This window comes from Bradyrhizobium sp. A5 (genome assembly GCF_042076515.1).
GTDB lineage: Bacteria > Pseudomonadota > Alphaproteobacteria > Rhizobiales > Xanthobacteraceae > Bradyrhizobium > Bradyrhizobium cosmicum.
Window position 1 is genome coordinate 6469253 of record NZ_CP148990.1, and the last position, 20648, is coordinate 6489900.

Here is a 20648-nt window from a genome sequence, read left to right on the forward strand (position 1 = left end):
GCGTGTCCGGCGAAGCCTCCTGGCGAAGACGGACTGTTTCAGCAAAGCTCAATTTCCCCTCCCTTCCAATCGTCACATCCCGCCTGTATAAACCGGTAGCTTCTTCCATCACTCGAAGAGGCTCATATGAACGACCTGCACGCGTGGCTTTCTGAGCAGCACCACGGCCTGCGCACCTTCCGGACATTCCAGCAGAAGCTCGAGACGCTCGGCCGGGACGATTCCGCCCAGCGCGGCCTGTGCCGCCTGCTCAGCGGACTCGTCGGCAGCTATGTCGAGGCCTTTGACGAGGCCCCGCTGCCGGTCGAGGTCGCCGACGGCGCCTATCACCGGCTACTGACGCTGCTTGAGAGCCTGGATCTCCACGCCGACGCCCACCGCCGGCTCGCCGACATCAACCGCGTCGCGGCGAGTGAGCTCTGGCGCTGAGCAGCAAGAGGAATGGGCTGAACTCGATTTTCAAACAGCCGGAAGACACGCGGACATAGCCTCGCCGCGCAACGCGCCCGAGCTATATGCTTCTCGTGACGCCCCTTCCTTGGAAAGGGCGCAGGGAAGGCCGGGCGCCGGCTGGCACCCGCGGTCCACTGTGCGAAGGTTGCGCTACAGGAGGCTGCACAGCGGCATACAGGGCAGCCTGGACATCCCGGCCTTTCCCTGCGCAGTGGTTTGACGGCTTATGGCGTGTTCTCCCCGGGGAGCGATGCACTATTGCCCCCGTCGCCCTGCGGATGACTGACGCGCGGACCCGGTCGGGCCGCCACATCACCGCAGGACTTGGCGCACAGACCCCGGGCGCCAGGACGACACGCTTTTGCCGTACGCGGACCGCACCGGTCGTGCGCGCGCCGCTCAACCGCTCGCGGGCCAAGCCCGCCCTGCGATTGCTTGCGCGCCGCTGCACTCCACGTCCACCGCCACCCGGCCCGCGTATCGTGACGATCGCGAAACGCCCCTTATCCTTGGGCCGGGATGGCGCAGCATATACGTCATTTCCGAATTTCGGTCAGTCGAAATTTTAGATCAGAGCCTTGATCAGCCGTTCACGGTCTTTTCGGCCCGGCTACGACCGTCGCGCGTAGGTCGTGTCCATCGTGTAGTTCTTGCCTGGACCCGACACGACATGACGGACGACGAACGTTCCATCCGGCAGGAACATGTAAGCCGACCGATAGTCGTCGCGCTTGCAGAGATGACGCGCACGTCCGCTCAGCGCTCCTCCGGACGATGCGGACAGACAAATCTCGTGAAACAGCCGCGGCGGATCCTCCCTGAAGAAGACCTTGAATCCTCCGTCGCTACTGCTGAAGACGTATTCGCGTTCGGCCTGCACGATGTTGCCGTTCGCGAGCCTCAGATGTCCCTGCTCGCGATAGGCCAACCGCCCCCTGTCCAGTGGCGTGAAGGTCGCGATACCCTGCATCGTTGCCTGGCTTTCGATGACCCGGTCGAGGGACCACGAGCCGATCAGCTTGTTCGTGACGTCCGATGCCTCACCCCAGCCGTCGATCGTGGCTTCGTTCATTATTCAGACCCGCACATTACCAACCGGTTCAGCATCCCCGGACCTGCAGCCGGGAGTTCGACTTCGGCAGGCCGATACCTATATCCTACCGCAACGGATGGTGAGGCAGCGAGCAGCTTGGATGGCCCGGAGACGCACGACGGAAGCGGACCCCGACGACCTCCCCCGCTATTTCGTGTGGGTCCGGGGCCTCGAAGGCCCGGAGTCGCAGAAATGGATGGCGATGGATTTCGGCGTCGGTGACTGGAAGCGGCCGCTGGTGCTGGGCTTCCTGGCGCTGCCGGAGGACGAGCGGCATCTGTCGCTGTCGATGCTGGCCGAGCGCTATCCGCCGCCGCGGGTGGAGACATAGCGGTTGCTCATTTCCCGCGAGCCGCGGTCGGCGTCAACCCGAACCTCCGGCGAAAGCAGCGGTTGAAATAAGACAGATCATTGAAGCCGCAGGCGAAGGCGATGTCGCTGATGCGGCCCTTGCCATGCGCAAGGAGGTCGGCGGCCTTGCGCAGGCGCAATTCGGTGAGGCGGGTGGTGAAGCTGGCGCCCGCCTCAAACAGCAATTCGTTGACGTAGCGCTCGGAGAGGCCGGCTGTGGCGGCGAGCTTTTGCGCGGAGAAATCCGGTTCGTGAAAGCGCGCCTCGAGGATCGACAGCACGGCCTTGAGCCGCACGGCGCGCAGCCCTCCGCGCCGCGCGGACGCGGCGATATCGCGGCGGGCCCCGAGACCGATCGCGGCAAGATCGAGCAGATGGCCGGCAATCGCCATGCCGGCCTCGTCGGCGGCCGTGGGATGACGCAGGAGGAGATCGCTGTAGTCCATCGCGAGCGACAGCGCGCCACCGGGCTCGAGCTCGCAGCCGACGAGACCGTCGACATCGGCGACCATCGCGCGCAACGTATCGACCGGCAGATGCACGTTGGTGAAGCGCTTGTGGCTCGCGCCGTCGGCGGCGAAGAACGGCTCGTCGAGCTTGAGCAGCACCATCGATCCCGGCCGCATGGTGAATCGCGGACGCGGTGGATCACCTGCGATGGTCGATCTCCAGTGTTGCGCGCAAGGCAAAAGCGGTCGTCGCCGGTCTCGATCACCTGGCGCTTCTCGCGCCGCACCGTGATGAAGCTGCCGTCGCAGCGGCCGAGCATGGTGGTGCCGATGTGGATCGAGTTCATCGTGGCGCGAAACGGCACGTCGGACGCCGGATCGAGCTCGCCGGTGTTGGAGAAATGCTCGAACAGCTCCGCGAAGCGGATGAAGCGCTGCCGGTCGGACATATCCTGCGGCAGCATCTCGGTCGTGAGCGACTTCCTGATGACGGACATCGAGAACGACTTTTCGAGAATGGCTTTTCTGATTTTTTTCAAAGAGTACTTGGCGATCGCCGAACCGAAATGATCGCCCGCCGAAGATTGGCGTACCGCAAAGCTATCAGCACGCTGAGGTGAATCAAGCTGCGCCGGTCAGTCCAAGCCGCAAGGCCTCTGGCGCCGGACAGTCCAAGACGCTCCGCATGAGCGGGTCCTATTCAGGCGGCGGATGCGGCAACCCGCCATATAAGGCACCGCATCCGGGCAAACGGGCGGCCCCTGCCTGACGCTCGCTGGAGGAGACATCGACATGCGAACCTCTCACCCCCGCAGCCTCATGCTTGGCGGCGCCATCGCGACCAGCTTCTGCATCGGTTACGCGCTGGGCGCGCAGCCGCACATGGACGAAGCCATTGCGATCCTGCAATCGGCGCGCGCCGAGCTCGGCAAGGCCGAGCCGAACAAGGGCGGCCATCGCGAGAAGGCGATCGGGCTGATCGACCAGGCGATCGGCGAGGTCCGCGCCGGCATCGCGTTTGCAGCCGGCCATTGAAGCGAGCGCAGTCATGAGCACAGACATGATACGAGCCGTGTTTGCCGTGGCGCTCGCGCTCGGCGCGATCACCGGCGTTGCCGAAGCCATGCCGCTCGCTGCGCCCGGTGCGACCGCGAATGGCGATGTCATCGCCGTTGCAGGCGGTTGCGGCCGCGGCGCTGGCACCGCGGCCTCTATGGCGGCTGCCTCAGGAACTATGCCAACCCGGCCGCGCACGCTTGCCCGCGCGGCTACCATATCGGCCCCGGCGGCGCCTGCCGCGGCAACGGCAGGTAACAGCCGGCCCCGGACGGACGCTGCGCGGCCGCGACCGCCTTGCAGCAAATCAGGACTCGAAGCCCGGCTTGCCCGGGCTTTTCTTTTGCCGATTGTGGCGGAGTTCATAGACGGCCGGGGCGAGACGGCCGTGAAATACGTCCATCGATTCACGATGAAATCACGGATGAATTTCAAGGATGCGGCTCGGGCGGGCCCTAAAGCATCCACCTGAATTTCCGGAGGAGTCCATGACGCACGAGGACGAGGCGCTGCGTGGCGGTCCTGCAAAGCCGGTTCATACGCATGATGATCCAGGGACCGCGGCGAATGCACCCGATGCACGGGCGCCGCGCAAGCTGGTGCTGTTCGCCGACGGCACCGGCAACGCGTTCACGACCCAGGAATCCAGCGTCTGGCGCCTCTACGAGGCGCTCGATCATACCCAGCCCGACCAGATCGCGCATTACATCAAGGGCGTCGGCACCGCCGGCTGGGCCCCGCTCGCAGCCCTCGACGGCGCCACCGGCATCGGCGTTCCCTCCAACGTCCGCAAGCTCTACCGCTTCCTGTGCTGGAACTGGCGTCCCCGCGACGAGATCTACATCTTCGGCTTCAGCCGCGGCGCCTTCACGGCACGCACGCTGGCATCCATGATCGCCAGCCAGGGCCTCGTGCCCGCCGTGATCGACAACACGCCAGTCTCGCACGAGGAGATGGAGCGCAACGCCATGGCCGCGTGGCGGGAGTACCGCCGCGGCACAGTGCCGTTGAAGAAGAGCTTGCCGACGATCTGGATCGCGCGCCTCATCCGCGATGTCCTGCTCTATTTCTATCATTTGATCCTCCGGCACCGCTCCTACGCCGATGTCCGCGCGGCGATGCGCGGTCGCGAGGAGATCGACATCGAATTCCTCGGGCTGTTCGACACGGTCGAAGCCTACGGTGTCCCCATCGAGGAGCTTCGCGTCGCCGTCGACTGGGCGATCTGGCCGATCTCGTTCCGCAATCACCGGCCCTCGAAAAAGGTGAAGCACATCCGTCACGCGCTCGCGCTGGATGACGAGCGCACCACCTTCCATCCGTTGCGGATCGACCAGAGCCATCTGGCGGCCGACCAGACGGTCGAGGAGGTGTGGTTCGCCGGCGTCCACTCCGACATCGGCGGCGGCTATCCGGAATCCACGCTGTCCTTCGTGCCGCTGGTCTGGATGACTGACCAGCTCGAGGGCAGGCTTCGCTTCCAGGACGGCACGATCGAGCACTTCAAGGAATATCAATCGGCGATAGGACCGAGGCACGATTCACGCAGCGGCGCCGCCGTGTTCTACCGCTACGGGCCGCGCCCGGTTCTCGGCGGCAAGGTGAATGGCGGCCTGCCCGTCGTGCACTTCGCCGTCATCGAACGCATGCTGTTCGGCTGCGACGATTATGCACCGATCATGCTTCCGGCCGATGCGCTGGTGCTGATGCCGGACGGCCGCAAGCTGAACCTCACCGAGGACGCCACGCGCGAAGCGATGAAGCAGGCCTATCTGGCGAAGGCCCAGGGCCCGCGGCGCGAGAAGGAGGCGGACGACTTCACCCGCATGAACACGCCCAGCGCGGAGATGGCCAGGCTGACACGCGACACCGTGTGGTGGCGGCGCGTCGCCTATTTCTCGCTGCTGTTCGCGGCCGGCTTGATCGCCGTCTGGCCGTGGATCGCGCGCTGGCTGATCGGGGCGTCGAAGGACAACGGGCTGCAAGGCACCCTGTTTTTGCGCGTCATCACCACCATCGACTGGCTCGTCGGCGGGGTCCTGGGTCCGCTGGCCAATCTGGTCAGGAATGTCCTGCCATCCTTCGCGGCGCCGTGGCTCGACATCACGCTGTATTACCCGTTCGCCACCTCCATCGTCCTGGCTGCCACCTACCTGATCTGGCGCAGGAACACGGTGCTGCGCGACATCATCCAGGAACGCGCGCGGCTGGCCTGGAGCAGACCACACCGCATGGCAAGCCAACAGCATGTCGACACCCCCGGCGTGCTGCTCCGCTTCGCCCGATGGATGCGGCTGAATGCGGGGCCGGCCCGCTGGTTCTTCGCCAAGCTCGTGCTGCCGTTCGTCTTCCTCTTCATCATTTTCTATTCCGCGCTGCTGATTGGATCGACCAGCGTCTTCACGGCCCGGACCGCGACCGGCAACATCTGCACTGCCCCCATGGCCAAGGATTCGGTCCCGCCAAAGGCGGAGGTCGGGACACCCGTGCCGGACGAGCCGATCGATGCGCGCGGCCTGTTCGCGACAAACGAATTCTGCTGGTGGAGCGGCCTTGCGGTCGAGAACGGGCGCAAGTACCGCGTCTGGGTCCAGGTCGAAGATCCCTGGTTCGACCGCACCATCATGAGCGGGACGAACGGCTTCAAGACCTACTTCACACAGCATTACCTCGCGCTGCCGACGCTCCGTCAGTTCGGCGCCGCCTGGTTCCAGCCCGTGGTCCGGGTCGGCGCCAAGGGAATGAGTGACATTCCGCTGGAGGCCGTCGACGTCATGCCGGCCGAGGAATTGCCGCGCCGGATGCATCCGACCATTCCGCCCGAGGAGGATGCGGACAAGACCGTGGGCGTGGGCAGGTATCCGACCCGGCTCGACGAGACCAGGGAATTCGAGGCGCTTCCCAGCGACCATCCGCTCAAGCTGGCGCTGAGCAAGCTCGGAGATTTCGAGCCGGCGCCGAACGACAGCACGGCGCGCGCGATCTGGGAGAACCAGAAGCTGTCGAGACGGCTGGTCGCCGAATTCGTCGCGCCCGACGCCGGCGATCTGTTCTTCTATGTCAACGACGCCGTCCAGATCTACCCGACCTTGCTCCCGGCATGGTTGCGGCCAGCGAAGCTCGACTTGATCCAGGGGCCGTACGAACAGTTCTACAAGAACAATGCCGGCACCGCGCGCATCGTCGTGCAGCGACTGCCGAGCCCGCCCATGCCGACGGACAAACCGGCCGCCGCGAAGCAATAGGCACCGCGTCCGGGGGCGCTGGACCGGGTCATCGGCCCCCATGATTATGGGTGTCGTGGCGCTCGCGCTGCGGCTAAACTTGGTCCTGCGCCGCGGGGGACACGCGGTGCGGGACGATGGACATGAGCGAACAGGGCGAGACGGGTGAGGCCATCACCATCCTCCTCGTCGAGGACGACGCGCCGACCTGCTGGCGGCTCCAGGATGCACTGGTCAAGGCCGGCTACGAGGTGCGCAGCGCAGGCACGCTCAGCGAGGCGCGCCAGGCCCTGAACGGCGGCGCGCCGCGCGTGCTGCTGACCGACCTGCGGTTGCCCGACGGCCACGGCATCGAGCTGATCCGCGAGACAAGGCGGCGCTTTCCCGACACCGAGATCATGGTGATCTCCGCGCTCGGCGACGAGGAAAGCGTGATCTCGGCGATCACGGTCGGCGCCACCGGCTATCTCCTCAAGGATGCCTTCCCGACCGACATCGCCACAACCGTGCGCGATCTGGTCGCCGGCCATTCGCCGATCTCGGCCTCGATCGCCCGTTTCATCGTGCGCAGAACGCAAGGCGCGGCGCAGAACCCGGCCGATCCGCCGCCCGGCCCCGCGCTCAACACCGCAAGGCTCACGCCCCGCGAAATCGACATCCTCTGGGGCATCGCAAAAGGCTTCAGCTATGCCGAGATCGCGAGCCATCTCGGCCTGTCCAGGCAGACTGTGCCCGGCCACATCAAGAACATCTATCGCAAGCTCGAAGTGCACACCCGCAGCGAAGCGGTGTTCGAGGCCGTGCAGCAGGGCTTGATCAAGCTGTGAGCGAGATCGCGGCGAAGGCGAGCGGGCGGCGCCGGCGGCTTCTGCCGCGCCTGACGCCCTATCTGCTGCTCCAGGCACTGATCCTGATCGCCACGATCCTCGGGCTGCGGCTGCTCCAGCCCAGCGACCCCGAAGACTTTGCCTTGAACGGATTTTCGCTGCGGGAGGACGGCGCGACGCGTCCCGTGTCGCTGCCGCATTTCACGTCGTCGCGCTACTCGCTTGCCGATCCTCCGCTCTACGCCGGCACCTTCGCCTTTCACCACGGCGATGCGGTGCCGGGATGGTCGGTGTTCCTGCCGCGCTTCAGCAATGCGGTGGAGGTCGCCGTCAACGGCGTCGTCGTGCTCGACTCCCGCCGCGATACCAACGCCAACCGGCCGGATCGCAACACGCCGCAGATCGCGGCCATTCCTGCCTCGCTGCTGCATGACGGCAGCAACGAGATCACGGTGCGGCTTTTCGTATGGGGCCCGTTGAAGGGCTTCCTCGACACCGTCTATGTCGGGCCGGACGCCGCCCTGCGCCCGGCGTTCGAGACGCGCACGCTGCTGTTCGTCACGCTCCCGGTGGTGTTCTCGGCCTGGCAGTCGATCCTCGCCGTCATTCTCGCAATCATGTGGCTGATGCGGCGGCGCGAGCCGGTTTACGGGGTGCTGGCGGCCGCGATGGTGCTCGGCGTGGTGCAGGCGTTCGTGCCGCCGCCGGTGCCGCCGGCCACCACGTCGCGGCTCGCCGCAGTGCTGCTGGCATCGGCGCCGACCGAAAGCGCGCTGATCGTCGTATTCGCCCTGCTGTTCTTCGATTGGCGCTGGCCGCGCTATGGCGCGCTGCTGTTCCTGCCGGGCATCGTGGTGTTCGTGGTCGGACTGCTGGGGGGCCCGCCGCTGCCGCGCATTCTCTTCCTGGTTCTCGGTATTCCCATGGTGGGCATCTGTCTGCTGCTGATGGCCAGCATCACGGCGACAGAGGTGGTGCGGAGGCAGGACGCCGCAAGCTTCACGCTCGGCTGCGCGGTGACCATCGTGCTGACCTGCTGGATCCACGACATGCTGTCGGTGTTCGAGATCGTGACCAACGAACGCACATTCGTCTCCCGCCTGTCCTATTCGGCGATGCTGGTCGCGATCGGCGCCGGCCTGACGTGGCGTTTCGCCCGCGCGCTGAACCAGGTCGACAGCTTTGCCGGCCAGCTCGTGACGCGCGTGCGCGAGACCGAGGAGCGGCTGAAGGCGAGCTTCGTGCGCGAGGAGGCGCGCGCCCGTGCCGCCGCGCTCGCCAACGAGCGCACGCGGTTGATGCGCGATCTGCATGACGGCCTTGGCGGCCAGCTCGTCAGCATCGTCGCACTCTCCGAGCGCGGCCAGGAGGGCGCCACCATCACGGACGCGGCGCGCGCCGCGCTGAAGGATCTGCGCCTCGTCATCGACTCCATGGACGATATCGGCGGCGACCTGATGCTCGCGCTCGGCTCCTGGCGCGAGCGCGCGGCGATGCAATTGCGGCCGCACGACATCGCACTCGACTGGCGCGTGGCGACGCCGCAGGGCCTGCCGCTGCATCCGGAGCTGCGGCCATGGCACGTCATCCAGATCGTGCGCATTCTCGACGAGGCCGTGACCAACGCCGTCAAGCACGCGCAGGCGCGCAATATCACCCTTGGCATCGAGACGCTCGACGATGGCCAGGGGCCGTACGGCGTGATCAGCGTCGCGGACGACGGCAAGGGCTTTGCGCTGGCCTGCAACGGGGAAGCCGCAAGCGCGAGCCAGACGACCCGGGGCCTGCGCAATATGAGAAGTCGCGCCGCGCGCTGCGGGGCAGTGCTCGATCTGAGATCGGATGCCTCGGGGACGCGAGTACGGCTGCAATTGCCGCAAATCTTCCCCGACAGCGACGCGGCCACCGGCTGAAAAGCCCCCTCTCCGAACGTGTGGGACGCACGGAGAGAGGGAACGGGCCGGATTTTTTGTCTGCGGAGGACGGGGGGTTCGTCCGCAAGTCATCCCTTTGCCCGAAGCAATGCAATCAACTCAATCGAACGAGACCGTCAGCGCCTGCCGACGCGATTGACGGGACCGCCGCGATTCATAGGCGTACCGGCCCGTACGCCGACGCCGGGCGCACCGACACCGGGCGTTGCGACCGCTGCCGCGGCAACCGGCGCCACCGGTGCTGCAACCACCACCGCTGCGGTCGGCCGCACCACGCAGCCCTTGGGCACGCCGACTGTCTTGCAATAGACCACCGCCTGCGCCGGACTTGTGCCCAGCGACACAACCGCCGCGCCGGCCAGCATCATGACCGTCAGCCCGGCGCTCAGCGCTCCCACTTTCTTCGACATCTTGCTCTCCTGCTTCCCGTTCGGCGTCCCGATGCAATTACCGGGTCTCGCAGCCGACGTGCAGCCTGAATGGCAAAAGACGGCGCGCGGATACATGCCATGAAGATGGGGGTGCGGCGGCCGGGAGGGCGCGCCGATGCCATGAACATGGCATGGACCGGCCGCAGCCCTCCGCGAGATGGTCCGGCCCGCTTGATCTCAAACGAGACCACAGACATCCCAAAGAGGTGCTTCATGAAGACTTCGGTTCTTGCCGCGCTGCTGCTCGCCGCCGCTGCACTGCCCGCCGTAGCGCAATCCGGTCCGACTCTGCAGGAGCAGATGGCCTGCCGCAGCGACGCCAGCAAATTCTGCGCCGAGCATGTCGGCAAGCCACCGCAGATGAATGCCTGCTTGCGCGAGAACAAGACGAAACTTTCCGACGGCTGCCGCAAGGTGGTGGAGTCGCGCGGGGGCTGAGCTAGCTGCACAAATCTTGCAGGCACTCCGCGACATGAATGTCTTCGGAGTGCCTTTCAATGTACGACACCATCATCGTGGGCGCCGGCTCGGCCGGCTGCGTATTGGCCAACCGGCTATCGGCCGATCCGCATCGCAAGGTGCTGGTGCTGGAGGCGGGCCGGGCAGCGCCGGTCGCCTCCGACATTCCGTCGGATTGGCCGACGATGTTCAACACGGCGGTGGACTGGAGCTATTACACCGAGCCGCAAACGGGCTGCCGCGGGCGCCGGATCTTCTGGCCGCGCGGCAAGATGATCGGCGGTCCCGGCGCGATGAATGCGATGATCTATATCCGCGGCCTGCCCTCCGACTATGACGGCTGGGCGCAGGCGGGCTGCGGCGGCTGGGCCTGGCGTGACGTGCTGCCAAAGCTCATCGCTTTCGAGAACAACGCGCGCTTCACCGACGATCCCTTCCACGGCACAAGCGGCCCGCTGTACGTTGCCGACGTTCCCCATGTCGACCCTCACGAGCCGAAATGGCTGGAGGCCGCGCAGGCCGCGGGGCTGCCGCACAACCCCGATTTCAACGGTGTTACGCAAGAAGGCGCCGGCTTCTTCCAGTTCGTCATCAAGAACGGCGAGCGGTTCGGCACCGGCAAGGCCTATTTGCGTCCGGCACTGGCGCGCACCAATCTCACGCTGAAGACGGGCGTGCACGTCACTCGCATCATCATCGAACGTTCCCGCGCGGTCGGTGTTGAATATCTCGAAAACGGGCGACCGAAGAGCGCCTTCGCCGCTAGCGAGGTGGTGCTCGCCTCCGGTGCCATCGGCTCGGCACAGCAGCTCCTGCTGTCGGGTGTCGGCCCCGCTGACGAATTGAACGAAGCCGGCGTGAATGTCGTGCACGAGCTGGCCGGCGTCGGCAGAGATCTCCAGGATCACATCAACATTCCCATCACCTCCTATACGAAGGAGAAGATAGGCATCGGCGCCTGGACGGAGCAGAGTCTGGCCGCGAGCCTTGCCGAATGGGAAACCAGCCGCATCGGTCCGCGCAGCTCGCCCTGGGTCGCGGCCGGCGCGCATGTACGAAGCCGCCCCGACGTCGAGCCCGACCTCCAGCTCTACGGCGCGATCAGCCCGCACCGCGACTATGTCCGCTTTTTATCGTCCAGGCCGGGCATCACCCTGCATGCGACGTTGCAGCGGCCGAAAAGCCGCGGCCGGATCAAGCTGCGCTCGGCCGATCCGATCGAACATCCCGCGATCGACCCCTGCTATTTCAGCTCGGACACGACCGGCAACGACATCGCGACCATGATCGAGGGCGTGCGCATCAACCGCCGCATCGCCGCGCAGTCTCCGCTCAAGGAGATGATCGAAGGCGAGATCACGCCGAGCGCAGAGGCCGTGAGCGACACCGAGATCGCCGATTATATTCGCGGCCATTGCACCACGCTTTACCACGCCGCCTCGACCTGCCGGATGGGCACCGACGATCTGGCCGTCGTCGATCCCAAGCGGCTACAGGTGCGCGGCATCGATGGCCTGCATGTCGCCGACGCCTCGGTGATCCCGATCATGATCTCGGGGAATATCCAGACGCCGACCATCCTGATTGCCGAATGCGCAGCCGCCGCGATCCTGGGCTAGGCACTAGTCGTCGTCGGAACCGAACAGCATGATCCGAGGGCCGCGCGAGCGGCCGGGGACATCGCGAGCGTCGGAATCTGCGCGGACGTTGCGCGCGACATCGTCCCAATCGATAGGATCGCGCGTACTGCGCTGCTCGCGCGAATCATATCGAGAGCGCTCGGCCCAGCGTTCACGGCGATCGATCCGGCGCCGGTCAGACGCGGTGCGCTTCACGTCGGAATCCCTGGCCTTGGCATAGGCATTTTCGGGTGAAGAGGGCGGCTCTGTCGCTGCCTGCTGCACGGTGGGCTTTGTGTTTTGCGGCGGTGCTGCCGATGCCGGCATCGGCGGCTCGACTGCGGCCGCCTGCGGGGGCTGCGGCGCCGGTGGCTCGGCATTCGCCTGAGTGGTCTGCGTATCGGACTTTGCCTCAGGCCTGGCTTCGTCCAACGCCTGCGCGGGTGTAGCGATCATCGCGCCGAACGTTTGCGAGCCGGTGATATATTGCACGCGCTCGGACGGAGCGTTCGTCATCGCCGGCCTGGCGGCGACTTCAGCGCGCTGCGCCATCTTGCCGGTGTCGGGGCCCTGCTTGGGCGCGGTCGGATTCATGATGTTGCCGGCGACGATACCGCCGCCGAGACCAATGGCGATGGCGGCGACAATCGTTCCAGCACCGACAAAATAAGCTGTCGAGGCGCGCATTGGCTCACTCCCTGTTTGGAGCGAGCAACGCCTGAGGATTGCCGGATGTTCCCGACGGCAGCAGGGTTCCCCGAGGGACCGTGCGTCAGATTTGCTGGGCGACCTTTTCCAGCCCGATGATGCGGGCGAGCTTGCGCACTTCTTCCTTCTGGTCGTCACGCAGCTGGAACAGCAGCGGCATCGCCGCCGACTTCAACTGCTGGACCTCGTCGCAGTTCGGATCGATCGGCACGCCTGGCGCGTTCGGATTGGAGAGCTTGTTCGCCGAGATCTTGCGGACGACATTGCGCAGCGCGGTCTCGACCGAGGGCCAGTAATACTCCTGCGACGACGACAGTCTCAGGCGATCCCTGATGCCCGATATCTGGACGTCGGACAGCAGCGAATAGTTTTTCTGCGGCTGCGGCTTGGCGGCGACCTTCGGCTTGGCGGGCGCTTCGACAACAGGAGCCTCCGCAGCAGCAGGCGCCTCATTCACACTGGCCTTGGGCATCGGGAAATCGGCCGGCGTGGCGGCGGCAAAGGCCTGGCGCAGCGGCTCGGTCAGCACCGGCGTCTGCGAAAGCTTGTCGGCCGATACCTGCACCACGGGCTCGATCGCGGCCGAGGCCAGTGCCAGCGTCGGAACCAGACGGTCGGCCTTGGCGGCGCGGTTGGTCGCGAGTGGCGACTTGGGCGAGCCCTGTGAGATCATCTCCGCGCTGACGCTGGGCACGCTGTCACGGCCGAGAATGGCGGTGGTGGCGGCACCAAGGACGAGGAAACAGGTCAGCACGACGATGGTGATGGCTTTGGACAAACGTCCCTCCGCGTCCGGCTTCAAGTCCACGTGATCACGCCCGGAAACTGGGCGATAATTAAGGCTTAACCGTGCCATCGCCGCGGCAATCGCGCGGACTACGGCGACACACCCCGAAAAATCCAGTAAAATCAGGCAGCTAGCGCCAGATCGTAGGCGTCCTGGATGTCGGCGACGATCTCCGAGGCTTCCCAAACCGCGCGCGGCTCGACCGATTGCAGCGTCACCGTCCAGTTGCCACCCCGGCGGGTGCGGGGAACGCTGAGGATGTCGAAGCGCACGTTGCGGCACAGCGGATGGCGGGCCAGCGCATGGGCCACGCGAACGCGAATTTCATCAAGCGACGCCGCCGTCTTGGAGTTGAGAAAATCGAAGTCCATCGCCTGTCCCCCTCCGTCCCGATTGACGGCCGTGAGGAGGATTCTTGGCTCGCGTTGGTTAATCTGCCGTTAAGTGAGGCCGGTTGGAGGAGCGCTCGATTAACTGTGATCGCGACGACGGCAGACTCCTCCGCATTTTTACGGGGAGAACGAGAGCGTCCCCTAGCGCCCGCCCACCTCGCGATATTCGGCCAGCGTTCGCGCAACGAGATCATCGACCGCGAGCACGTCGGTCACGCCCGATGCCGAATGTCCGCCGCTCCAGATATCGCGCCAGCGTTTTGGCCGGTTCTCGCGCGCGGCGACGTCAATGTCCTTGCCGATGTCGATCGCGCCACGTGCCGGCAGATCATCGGGATCCAGGCCGGCAGCCACGACCGACGGCTTTAGCATGCTGGTCTGCAGGCCCGTGAATGCGGTGGTGAGCAGGATGTCGTCGGCACTGCTGTCGACCAGCATCCGCTTGTAACGCTCGTCCGCCATGCTCTCGCGCGTGGCGATGAACTTCGTGCCCATGTAAGCGAGATCGCAGCCGAGCACTTCGGCGGCGTGCAGCGCGCGGCCGTCGCTGATGCCGCCCGCAAGCACGATGATTCCGTCGTAGAACGCACGCACCGCGCGGACGAAGGCAAACGGATTGAGCCACCCGGTCTGCCCGCCGGCGCCCGCGGTGAGCAGTACCAGCCCGTCGGCACCTGCCGCCGCCGCGCGCTCGGCGTGGCGGATCGATGCGACGTCCGCCAGCACCAGCGCGCCGGCGTCGTGCAACGGCTTCAAGACCGGCGCCGGCGAGCCGACCGAGGTGATGACGATCTCCGGTCTGTGCCGCAGCAGCACGGCGAGATCCTGTTCCAGCCGCACATTGGAGCGGTGCACGATCAGGTTCGGACAGAGCGGCGCTGGCTTGCGGCCCGATTGATCCTCGTGCTGACGCAGCCGCATTTCGATCTCGCTGAGCCACGACTCGAGTTGTTCCGTGTTGCGGCAATTCACGGTGGGGAAGCTGCCGATCACGCCCTTGCGGCAGGCAGCGACCATGAGCTCGACGCCCGACACCAGAAACATCGGCGCCGCGATCAACGGCAGACCAAGACGATCGCGGAAACGTTGCAGTCGATCCGGCGTCACGCGAACCTCCCTGTCACCCTTGCCTCCCTGCGCGGGCTTTGCCGTTCCATCCCGCCGTCGCTGTGCTAGCGTTGCGCGCAAACATTGGCACGACACAAGCCGATGACAAAGCAACGAGGAAACATATGTCCGATCCGCTCCACGCATCGTCCCCGAGTTGCGCGCAGACGCTACGGGCACTGTCGCGCTATCCCGGCCGCACCGCCTTTGCCTGGCCCGGCGGGTCGCTGAGCTATCAGGGCACCATCGACCTGATCGGACGCATCCAGGGCGTCTTCATGCGGCTCGGATTGCAGCCCGGCGCGCGCGTCGCCTTCCTCACGGCGAACCGCGCCGACACCTGGTGCGCCGGCGTCGCGGCGCAATTGTCACGGCTTTGCATCACCTGGCTGCATCCGCTGGGATCGCAGGCAGACCAGCTGTTCCAGCTGGAGGATTCCGAGGCCGAAGTGCTGGTGGTCGATGCGGCCGCCTTCCGTGATCGCGGGGGCGCGCTCGCCACGCAGGCGGGCCGGCTCAAGGCGGTCTTCACCATGGGACCGGCCGACTATGGCATCGACCTGTTGCAGGCGATCGAGATCGAAGGCCATGCCAGCGCGCTGTGCCTCGCCGGTGCCGACGATCTCTCCACACTGAACTACACCGGCGGGACGACCGGCAAATCCAAGGGCGCGCTGCGTTATCACCGCGAAAATGCCGGAGCCGCCGCCGCGATCCTCGCCGACTTCGAAATCCCGGACGCGGCACGCTATCTCACGGTCGCGCCGATCAGCCACGTTGCCGGCACGAAGGTGCTGCCGACGCTGATGCGCGGCGGCACCGTGCATATGCTGAAGGGGTTCGATCCCGAAGCCGTGCTGGCGACGATCGCGCGCGAGCGCATCAACTTCACGCTGTTCGTGCCGACCATGATCTATGTGCTGCTCGATCACCCCGCATTGAGCAAGACTGATCTCTCCTCGCTCGAACTGGTGCTCTACGGCGCCTCCGCGATGTCGCCGAGCCGGCTGGTCGAGGGCATCGAACGGATCGGGCCGGTGTTCTCACAGCTCTACGGCCAGACCGAATGCTATCCGGTCTCGGTGCTGCGCAAGGCGGATCACGATCCCAGGACGCCGGAGCTGTTCCTGTCCTGCGGCTTCCCGATCGCGGCCTGCGAGGTCAGGATCCTCGACGACAACGACGAGGAGGTGAAGACGGGCGAAGCCGGCGAAATCTGCGTGCGTGCCCCGCACGTGATGGCGGAATACTGGAAGCGTCCTGACATCACTGCCGAGACATTGAAGAATGGCTGGGTCCACACCGGCGACATCGCGCGCCGGGACGAGCGCGGCTACATGTTCATCCTCGACCGCAAGAAGGACATGATCGTCACCGGCGGCTTCAACATCTTCCCGCGCGAGATCGAGGACGTGCTGTCGCAACACGCGGATGTTGCGATGGTCGCGGTGGTCGGCATCCCCGACGAGAAATGGGGCGAGGCCGTCACCGCCATCGTCGTGCCGCGCGAGGGCACAAGGCCCGATGCGGACGAGCTGATCAACCTGGTGAAGACCCGAAAAGGCTCGGCGCATGCGCCCAAGCAGATCCAGTTCGTCAAGCAACTCCCGATGACCGGCGTCGGCAAGGTCGACAAGAAAGTGCTGCGCGCGGGTTTCTGGAGCGGGCGGGACCGGATGGTGGGGTAGCTCCCGGGATTTTACGGGTGCCGTTGTGGCCTCGGCGCCACAACGCGCCACAGAAGTGCGCGCGGGCACTGCTCGCACAATTGCCGGCGAATCGAGGAATCAACTAGAGCGTTATCGGGGCTGGGAAGCGGAGAGTGAGATGAGAGTCGCTTCCCTGGAAAGTGCAGTGGCCGCGGTCACGTTGATCACGGCGATCATTGTCGTGTTGTGGGAGATCAAGATCTTCTACGGCATCTGAACAGGCAGGATGCCTGCGTCGAACAAGAGACCTCGAGGCAAGACGAGGCTCGCGACCAAGCATCACTTCCGCGGCGGCGGAAGCCTGCCGTTCAAGTGGGGTCGCCGATGCTTTCCGCGCCGACCTTTCAGCCAAGCATCTGATCGAGGCGATCGCGAAGCTGATCCTGGTGATAGGGCTTGGCCAGTCGCGGCAGATCGAGTTGAGACCCCTCTGGCAGCTCGGCATATCCAGTGGCCAGCAGAATCGGCAGTGACGGTCGCAACTGACGCGAGGCGGCCGCCAGTTCGAGCCCCGTCATGCCGGGCATGACGTGATCGGTCACCATGAGATCGATCGGCTGGTCGCTTCGGATGACATCGAGGGCGTGACGCGCCGAGCTGACGCCGATGACGCGATGACCGAGATCCTCGAGCATTTCCGTGGTCGACATCGCGATCAGCGGATCGTCGTCGACGAACAGGATGACGGCGGATCGACCGGCCTGTCGCTGCACCGGGATCGGCACCTCCGCTTTCGGAAGCTGGGTGGCGACCGGAAGAATGAGGGTCGCCGTGGTGCCAACTCCGACCTTGCTGGACAGCTGAAGGGCACCGCCCAGCTGCACGGCAAGACCATGCACCATCGAGAGGCCAAGTCCGGTTCCTTTGCCAAGGGGCTTGGAGGAAAAGAACGGCTCCACGGCCCGCTTCAACGTCTCCGGCGACATGCCTGCGCCATTGTCGATCACGGATAGCGCCAGATAGTGACCCGGCGGCAGCCGCGCCTCTTCATCCACCTGTTCGTCGCGGATGCGGATTTCGATCGAGCCTCCATCGGGCATCGCATCACGCGCATTGATGGCGAGGTTCAAGATCGCGAGTTCAAGCTGGTTGGAGTCGGCTCGTGCCGGTGGCAGGCGATCGGGAACGTCCAGACGCAGCTCGACCCGGGGACCGAGCGAGCGCTCGAGCAGGTCGCTCATCCCCCTGATCAACGTGCCGAGATCGACCGCCTCCGCCCGCAGATCCTGCTGACGGGCGAACGCCAGCAGGCGTTGCGTCAACGAGGCGCCTCGTTCCGCCCCCTGCAACGCGCCGTCGATCAGCCGGCGCAGGCGCGGGTCGTCCGGTATGCGCTTGCGCAACAGATCGAGATTGCCCATGACGGCCATCAACAGATTGTTGAAGTCGTGCGCAACGCCGCCGGTCAACTGACCGATTGTCTCCATTTTCTGGGCCTGCCGCAATTGATCCTGGGCTTTTTCGCGCGCGGCAACCTCGTTCATCAGATCCGCGGTCCGTTGCTCGACGCGCTGCTCGAGCGTGGCCGTGAGTTCGGCGAGCGCGGTCCGCTCCGCAGCAAGCTGGGCCAGCAGGTTTTCACGCTCGATCTCGGCGACCTTGCGCGCGGTGATGTCGGAGCACACCCCGACCAGCGATTGCACGCTGCCGTCGGGCCGAAACACAGGCCGGGCCCTGATATCGACCCAGTGCTGGGAGCCGTCAGGCCAGATGTTTCGATATTCGATGCTGTAATCGCTACCGCTGGCGACGGCGCGGTCGAACACGGCCTGCCGTCTGGCGCGATCGTCCGGGTGCACGGAATCGACCAAATCCTGGTAGGAGAACTCCTGTTCGGATCGTCGCCCGAAGAAGAGCTTGCAGGTGTTCGAGGCTTCGAGCATCAACGACGGGAGTTGCAGCTCCAGAGCGCCGAGCTGACCAGCGCTCAATGCCGTTTGCAGCAGGCCTTCGCTCTCGGTGAGGGTCTCCAGGATCGCGCGCGACTGGTACTGCCGGCGGCGCCCTCTGAGGGCGGATCCCACCACGCTCACCAGCGTGGTCGGATGAAATGGACGCTCGATGAAGGTGACGTTTCCCAGCGCCAGACCGAGCCGCATGGCGTCGGGATTCCGCTCCGGCCCGCCGCCCTGGCGTGTCAGCAGCACGATCGGAAAGTCCGACCATGAGGGCTGTTCGTTCAGCCACCTGACCAGACTGCGCAAGTCGGCGGTCTTCACGGCTTCGTTGGCGATGATGGCGAGCCCCGCGCCGGCCGCCATCTCGCGCACGAGCGCATCGAGGTCGGTGCAGATGTCGGCGACGAACCCCGCTTCACGGATCAGGCTCGCGGCGACATTTGCGTCGCGGCCCGTCGGAGCAAGGACAACGGCACGTTCGGACGTGTCGCCCGGCCTCACGCACCGGGCTCCCGCAGCAGAGGCCTCGTATCGCCCATGTAGACAGGCACGCCGCGCAACACGCCCTGGAATTCCTCCAGCGGCTCACCGATGGCCAGACCGCGGCTGCTGATGCGGAACTCGCGAATGGTCGATTCGTGCTGGCCCATCCGCTTCTTGATCACGGATATCGCACGCCGCACGCTGCCCAGCGCTTCGAAATAGCGCAGCAGGATGACCGTATCGGCGAGATAGGTGACGTCGACCGGCGCCTTCATGTCACCGACGAGGCCGTGCTGGGCCACAGTCATGAATGTCGCGGCACCGCGGCGATTGAGGTACTGCAGGAGTTCGTGCATGTGGAGGATGAGCGAATTTTCCTGGGGCATGGCGGCTTGATAGCCATTGAGACTGTCGATCACGACGGCCTTGATGCCCTCCTCGTCCACTCGCTTGCGGACCATATGAGCGAATTCCCCCGGCGAGAGTTCGGCTGCGTCGACCTGTTCGATCGCAAGACTGCCGTTCCGTCGCAGCGCGTCGAGATCGATCCCGATGCCCTTCATCCGCGAGAACAGCAGACCGAGCTCCTCGTCGAACACGAACAGCGCCGCTTTCTCTCCCCGCGCCACCGCCGCGACGGCGAACACGATCGCGATCAACGATTTGCCCGTACCGGATGGTCCGAGAACGAGCGTGCTCGATCCCGATTCCACGCCGCCGCCCAGCAATCGGTCGAAGCCTGCGATGCCGCTGGAAAACGTGGTGCGCCGCAAATCGGCGCGGTGCTCGGAAGCAACGAGCCTCGGAAACACGTTCAGGCCGCCGGTGGTGATGGTTGCATCGTGGTAACCGCCGCGAAACTTCGTGCCGCGATACTTGATGACGCGCACGCGGCGACGCTCCGCGCCATAGTCCGGAGCGAGCTCTTCGAGGCGCAGAACCGCATGCGCGACGCTGTGGACGGTCTTGTCGGCGACATCAGCCGTGAGATCGTCGAGCAGCATCACCGTGGTGTTGAACCTCGAGAAAAAGTGCTTGATGGCAAGGATCTGGCGGCGATACCGCAGCGAACTTTGGGCAAGAAGCCGGATTTCGGATAGACTGTCGAGCACGACGCGGTGCGGCTTGATCCGATCGACTGCCTCGAAGATCTGCTTGGTCGTCTCGCCGAGCTCGAGATCGGAGGAGTAGAGAAGGCTCTGCTGCTGTTCAGAATCGAGCAGGCTCTCAGGGGGCAGAAGTTCGAAAACGGTGATCCCCTCGTCCAGGGTCCAGCCGTGCGAAGCCGCACCATCGCGCAACTCGCGCTCGGTCTCAGACAAGGTGATGTACAGGCATCGCTCGCCGGCCTTGGTGCCTTCCTGCAGGAATTGCAGCGCCACCGTCGTCTTGCCCGTACCGGGCGCGCCTTCCACAAGGAACACGTGCCCGCGCGACAATCCGCCGGACAGGATGTTGTCCAGGCCCCAAACACCAGTCTGGGCCCTTCCTGAAAATTCCCTAATCGAAGCCATATTTTCCCTCTAGGGAAAATAAAACCGGGAAGGGAACAATCGGTTCCGGGCCGGGGCCGTCACGATCCATGCAGGGCGGACAGACGGCCATTTCCGAATGGTGGCCCGACAATGGGAACCGATCCAGCACCGCGCCGGCGAAGACGGCTGCCGA

At 65.4% G+C, this 20648-nt stretch carries 19 protein-coding genes and 1 pseudogene; 11 read left to right on the plus strand and 9 right to left on the minus strand.

Annotated elements, in window-relative coordinates; translation table 11 throughout:
- Positions 1-126 precede the first annotated feature (126 nt).
- Positions 127-429, plus strand: coding sequence for a hypothetical protein (locus tag WHZ77_RS30630; protein ID WP_375311341.1), 303 nt, complete (start codon positions 127-129; stop codon positions 427-429).
- 634 nt (positions 430-1063) lie between these two features.
- Here WHZ77_RS30630 and WHZ77_RS30635 read toward each other — a convergent pair.
- A complete protein-coding gene (locus WHZ77_RS30635; RefSeq protein ID WP_375311342.1) occupies positions 1064-1525 on the minus strand; it encodes a DUF6314 family protein in 462 nt (153 codons plus the stop codon).
- A 121-nt stretch (positions 1526-1646) separates the two neighbouring features.
- On the opposite strand from WHZ77_RS30635, the gene WHZ77_RS30640 reads away from it, so the two are divergent.
- Positions 1647-1877, plus strand: a complete 231-nt coding sequence (locus WHZ77_RS30640) for a hypothetical protein (RefSeq protein ID WP_375311343.1) — start codon at positions 1647-1649, stop codon at positions 1875-1877.
- Between the two features lie 7 nt (positions 1878-1884).
- On the opposite strand, the gene WHZ77_RS30645 is transcribed toward WHZ77_RS30640, so the two are convergent.
- Entirely contained in the window at positions 1885-2523 is a 639-nt protein-coding gene (locus WHZ77_RS30645; RefSeq protein WP_375311344.1) for a helix-turn-helix transcriptional regulator, read from the minus strand.
- Positions 2524-2540: 17 nt separating this feature from the next.
- Between WHZ77_RS30645 and WHZ77_RS30650 the strand changes: the two genes are divergently transcribed.
- From WHZ77_RS30650 to WHZ77_RS30675, 6 genes and pseudogenes are all read left to right on the plus strand, one after another.
- On the plus strand, positions 2541-2966 hold the full coding sequence (locus tag WHZ77_RS30650; protein WP_375311345.1) for a hypothetical protein: 426 nt from the start codon (positions 2541-2543) through the stop codon (positions 2964-2966).
- Between the two features lie 172 nt (positions 2967-3138).
- Positions 3139-3381, plus strand: coding sequence for a hypothetical protein (locus tag WHZ77_RS30655; protein ID WP_375311346.1), 243 nt, complete (start codon positions 3139-3141; stop codon positions 3379-3381).
- A gap of 25 nt (positions 3382-3406) precedes the next feature.
- A pseudogene (locus tag WHZ77_RS30660) lies at positions 3407-3660 on the plus strand (GCG_CRPN prefix-to-repeats domain-containing protein).
- Between the two features lie 230 nt (positions 3661-3890).
- Entirely contained in the window at positions 3891-6647 is a 2757-nt protein-coding gene (locus WHZ77_RS30665) for a DUF2235 domain-containing protein (protein WP_375311347.1), read from the plus strand.
- A gap of 122 nt (positions 6648-6769) precedes the next feature.
- Complete coding sequence (locus WHZ77_RS30670; protein WP_375311348.1) at positions 6770-7453, plus strand: response regulator; 684 nt, start codon at positions 6770-6772, stop codon at positions 7451-7453.
- Positions 7450-9366 (plus strand): sensor histidine kinase, encoded by a 1917-nt coding sequence (locus WHZ77_RS30675; protein WP_375311349.1) that lies wholly within the window; start codon positions 7450-7452, stop codon positions 9364-9366. The genes WHZ77_RS30670 and WHZ77_RS30675 overlap by 4 nt, the downstream gene beginning before the upstream one ends.
- 137 nt (positions 9367-9503) lie before the next feature.
- Here WHZ77_RS30675 and WHZ77_RS30680 read toward each other — a convergent pair whose 3' ends face one another.
- A complete protein-coding gene (locus WHZ77_RS30680; protein WP_015688898.1) occupies positions 9504-9797 on the minus strand; it encodes a hypothetical protein in 294 nt (97 codons plus the stop codon).
- A gap of 234 nt (positions 9798-10031) precedes the next feature.
- Here WHZ77_RS30680 and WHZ77_RS30685 point away from each other — a divergent pair, with 234 nt between their 5' ends.
- Together WHZ77_RS30685 and WHZ77_RS30690 are read left to right on the plus strand one after the other, a co-directional pair.
- Positions 10032-10256, plus strand: a complete 225-nt coding sequence (locus tag WHZ77_RS30685) for a cysteine rich repeat-containing protein (RefSeq protein WP_375311350.1) — start codon at positions 10032-10034, stop codon at positions 10254-10256.
- Positions 10257-10315: 59 nt separating this feature from the next.
- The gene (locus tag WHZ77_RS30690; protein ID WP_375311351.1) at positions 10316-11896 is read left to right on the plus strand and encodes a GMC family oxidoreductase; all 1581 of its coding nucleotides are present in this window, start codon (positions 10316-10318) and stop codon (positions 11894-11896) included.
- 3 nt (positions 11897-11899) lie between these two features.
- Here the strand turns inward: WHZ77_RS30690 and WHZ77_RS30695 are convergent, their stop codons facing one another.
- The 4 genes from WHZ77_RS30695 to WHZ77_RS30710 all read right to left on the minus strand — a co-directional run bounded on the left by WHZ77_RS30695 (position 11900) and on the right by WHZ77_RS30710 (position 14890).
- On the minus strand, positions 11900-12583 hold the full coding sequence (locus WHZ77_RS30695; protein WP_375311352.1) for a hypothetical protein: 684 nt from the start codon (positions 12581-12583) through the stop codon (positions 11900-11902).
- 85 nt (positions 12584-12668) lie between these two features.
- Positions 12669-13382 carry a hypothetical protein gene (locus WHZ77_RS30700; protein ID WP_375311353.1) on the minus strand — a complete coding sequence of 238 codons (714 nt, stop codon included), beginning with the start codon at positions 13380-13382 and terminating at the stop codon, positions 12669-12671.
- Between the two features lie 131 nt (positions 13383-13513).
- Positions 13514-13762 (minus strand): hypothetical protein, encoded by a 249-nt coding sequence (locus WHZ77_RS30705; RefSeq protein WP_151644773.1) that lies wholly within the window; start codon positions 13760-13762, stop codon positions 13514-13516.
- A gap of 162 nt (positions 13763-13924) precedes the next feature.
- Positions 13925-14890 carry an NAD(P)H-dependent flavin oxidoreductase gene (locus tag WHZ77_RS30710; RefSeq protein ID WP_375311354.1) on the minus strand — a complete coding sequence of 322 codons (966 nt, stop codon included), beginning with the start codon at positions 14888-14890 and terminating at the stop codon, positions 13925-13927.
- Between the two features lie 125 nt (positions 14891-15015).
- Between WHZ77_RS30710 and WHZ77_RS30715 the strand changes: the two genes are divergently transcribed.
- Positions 15016-16578, plus strand: coding sequence for an AMP-binding protein (locus WHZ77_RS30715; RefSeq protein ID WP_375311355.1), 1563 nt, complete (start codon positions 15016-15018; stop codon positions 16576-16578).
- Between the two features lie 365 nt (positions 16579-16943).
- On the opposite strand, the gene WHZ77_RS30720 is transcribed toward WHZ77_RS30715, so the two are convergent.
- Positions 16944-18998 carry an ATP-binding protein gene (locus WHZ77_RS30720; RefSeq protein ID WP_375311356.1) on the minus strand — a complete coding sequence of 685 codons (2055 nt, stop codon included), beginning with the start codon at positions 18996-18998 and terminating at the stop codon, positions 16944-16946.
- A complete protein-coding gene (locus tag WHZ77_RS30725) occupies positions 18995-20494 on the minus strand; it encodes an ATPase domain-containing protein (protein WP_375311357.1) in 1500 nt (499 codons plus the stop codon). Before WHZ77_RS30725 ends, WHZ77_RS30720 begins: the two co-directional genes overlap by 4 nt.
- Positions 20495-20648 lie beyond the last annotated feature (154 nt).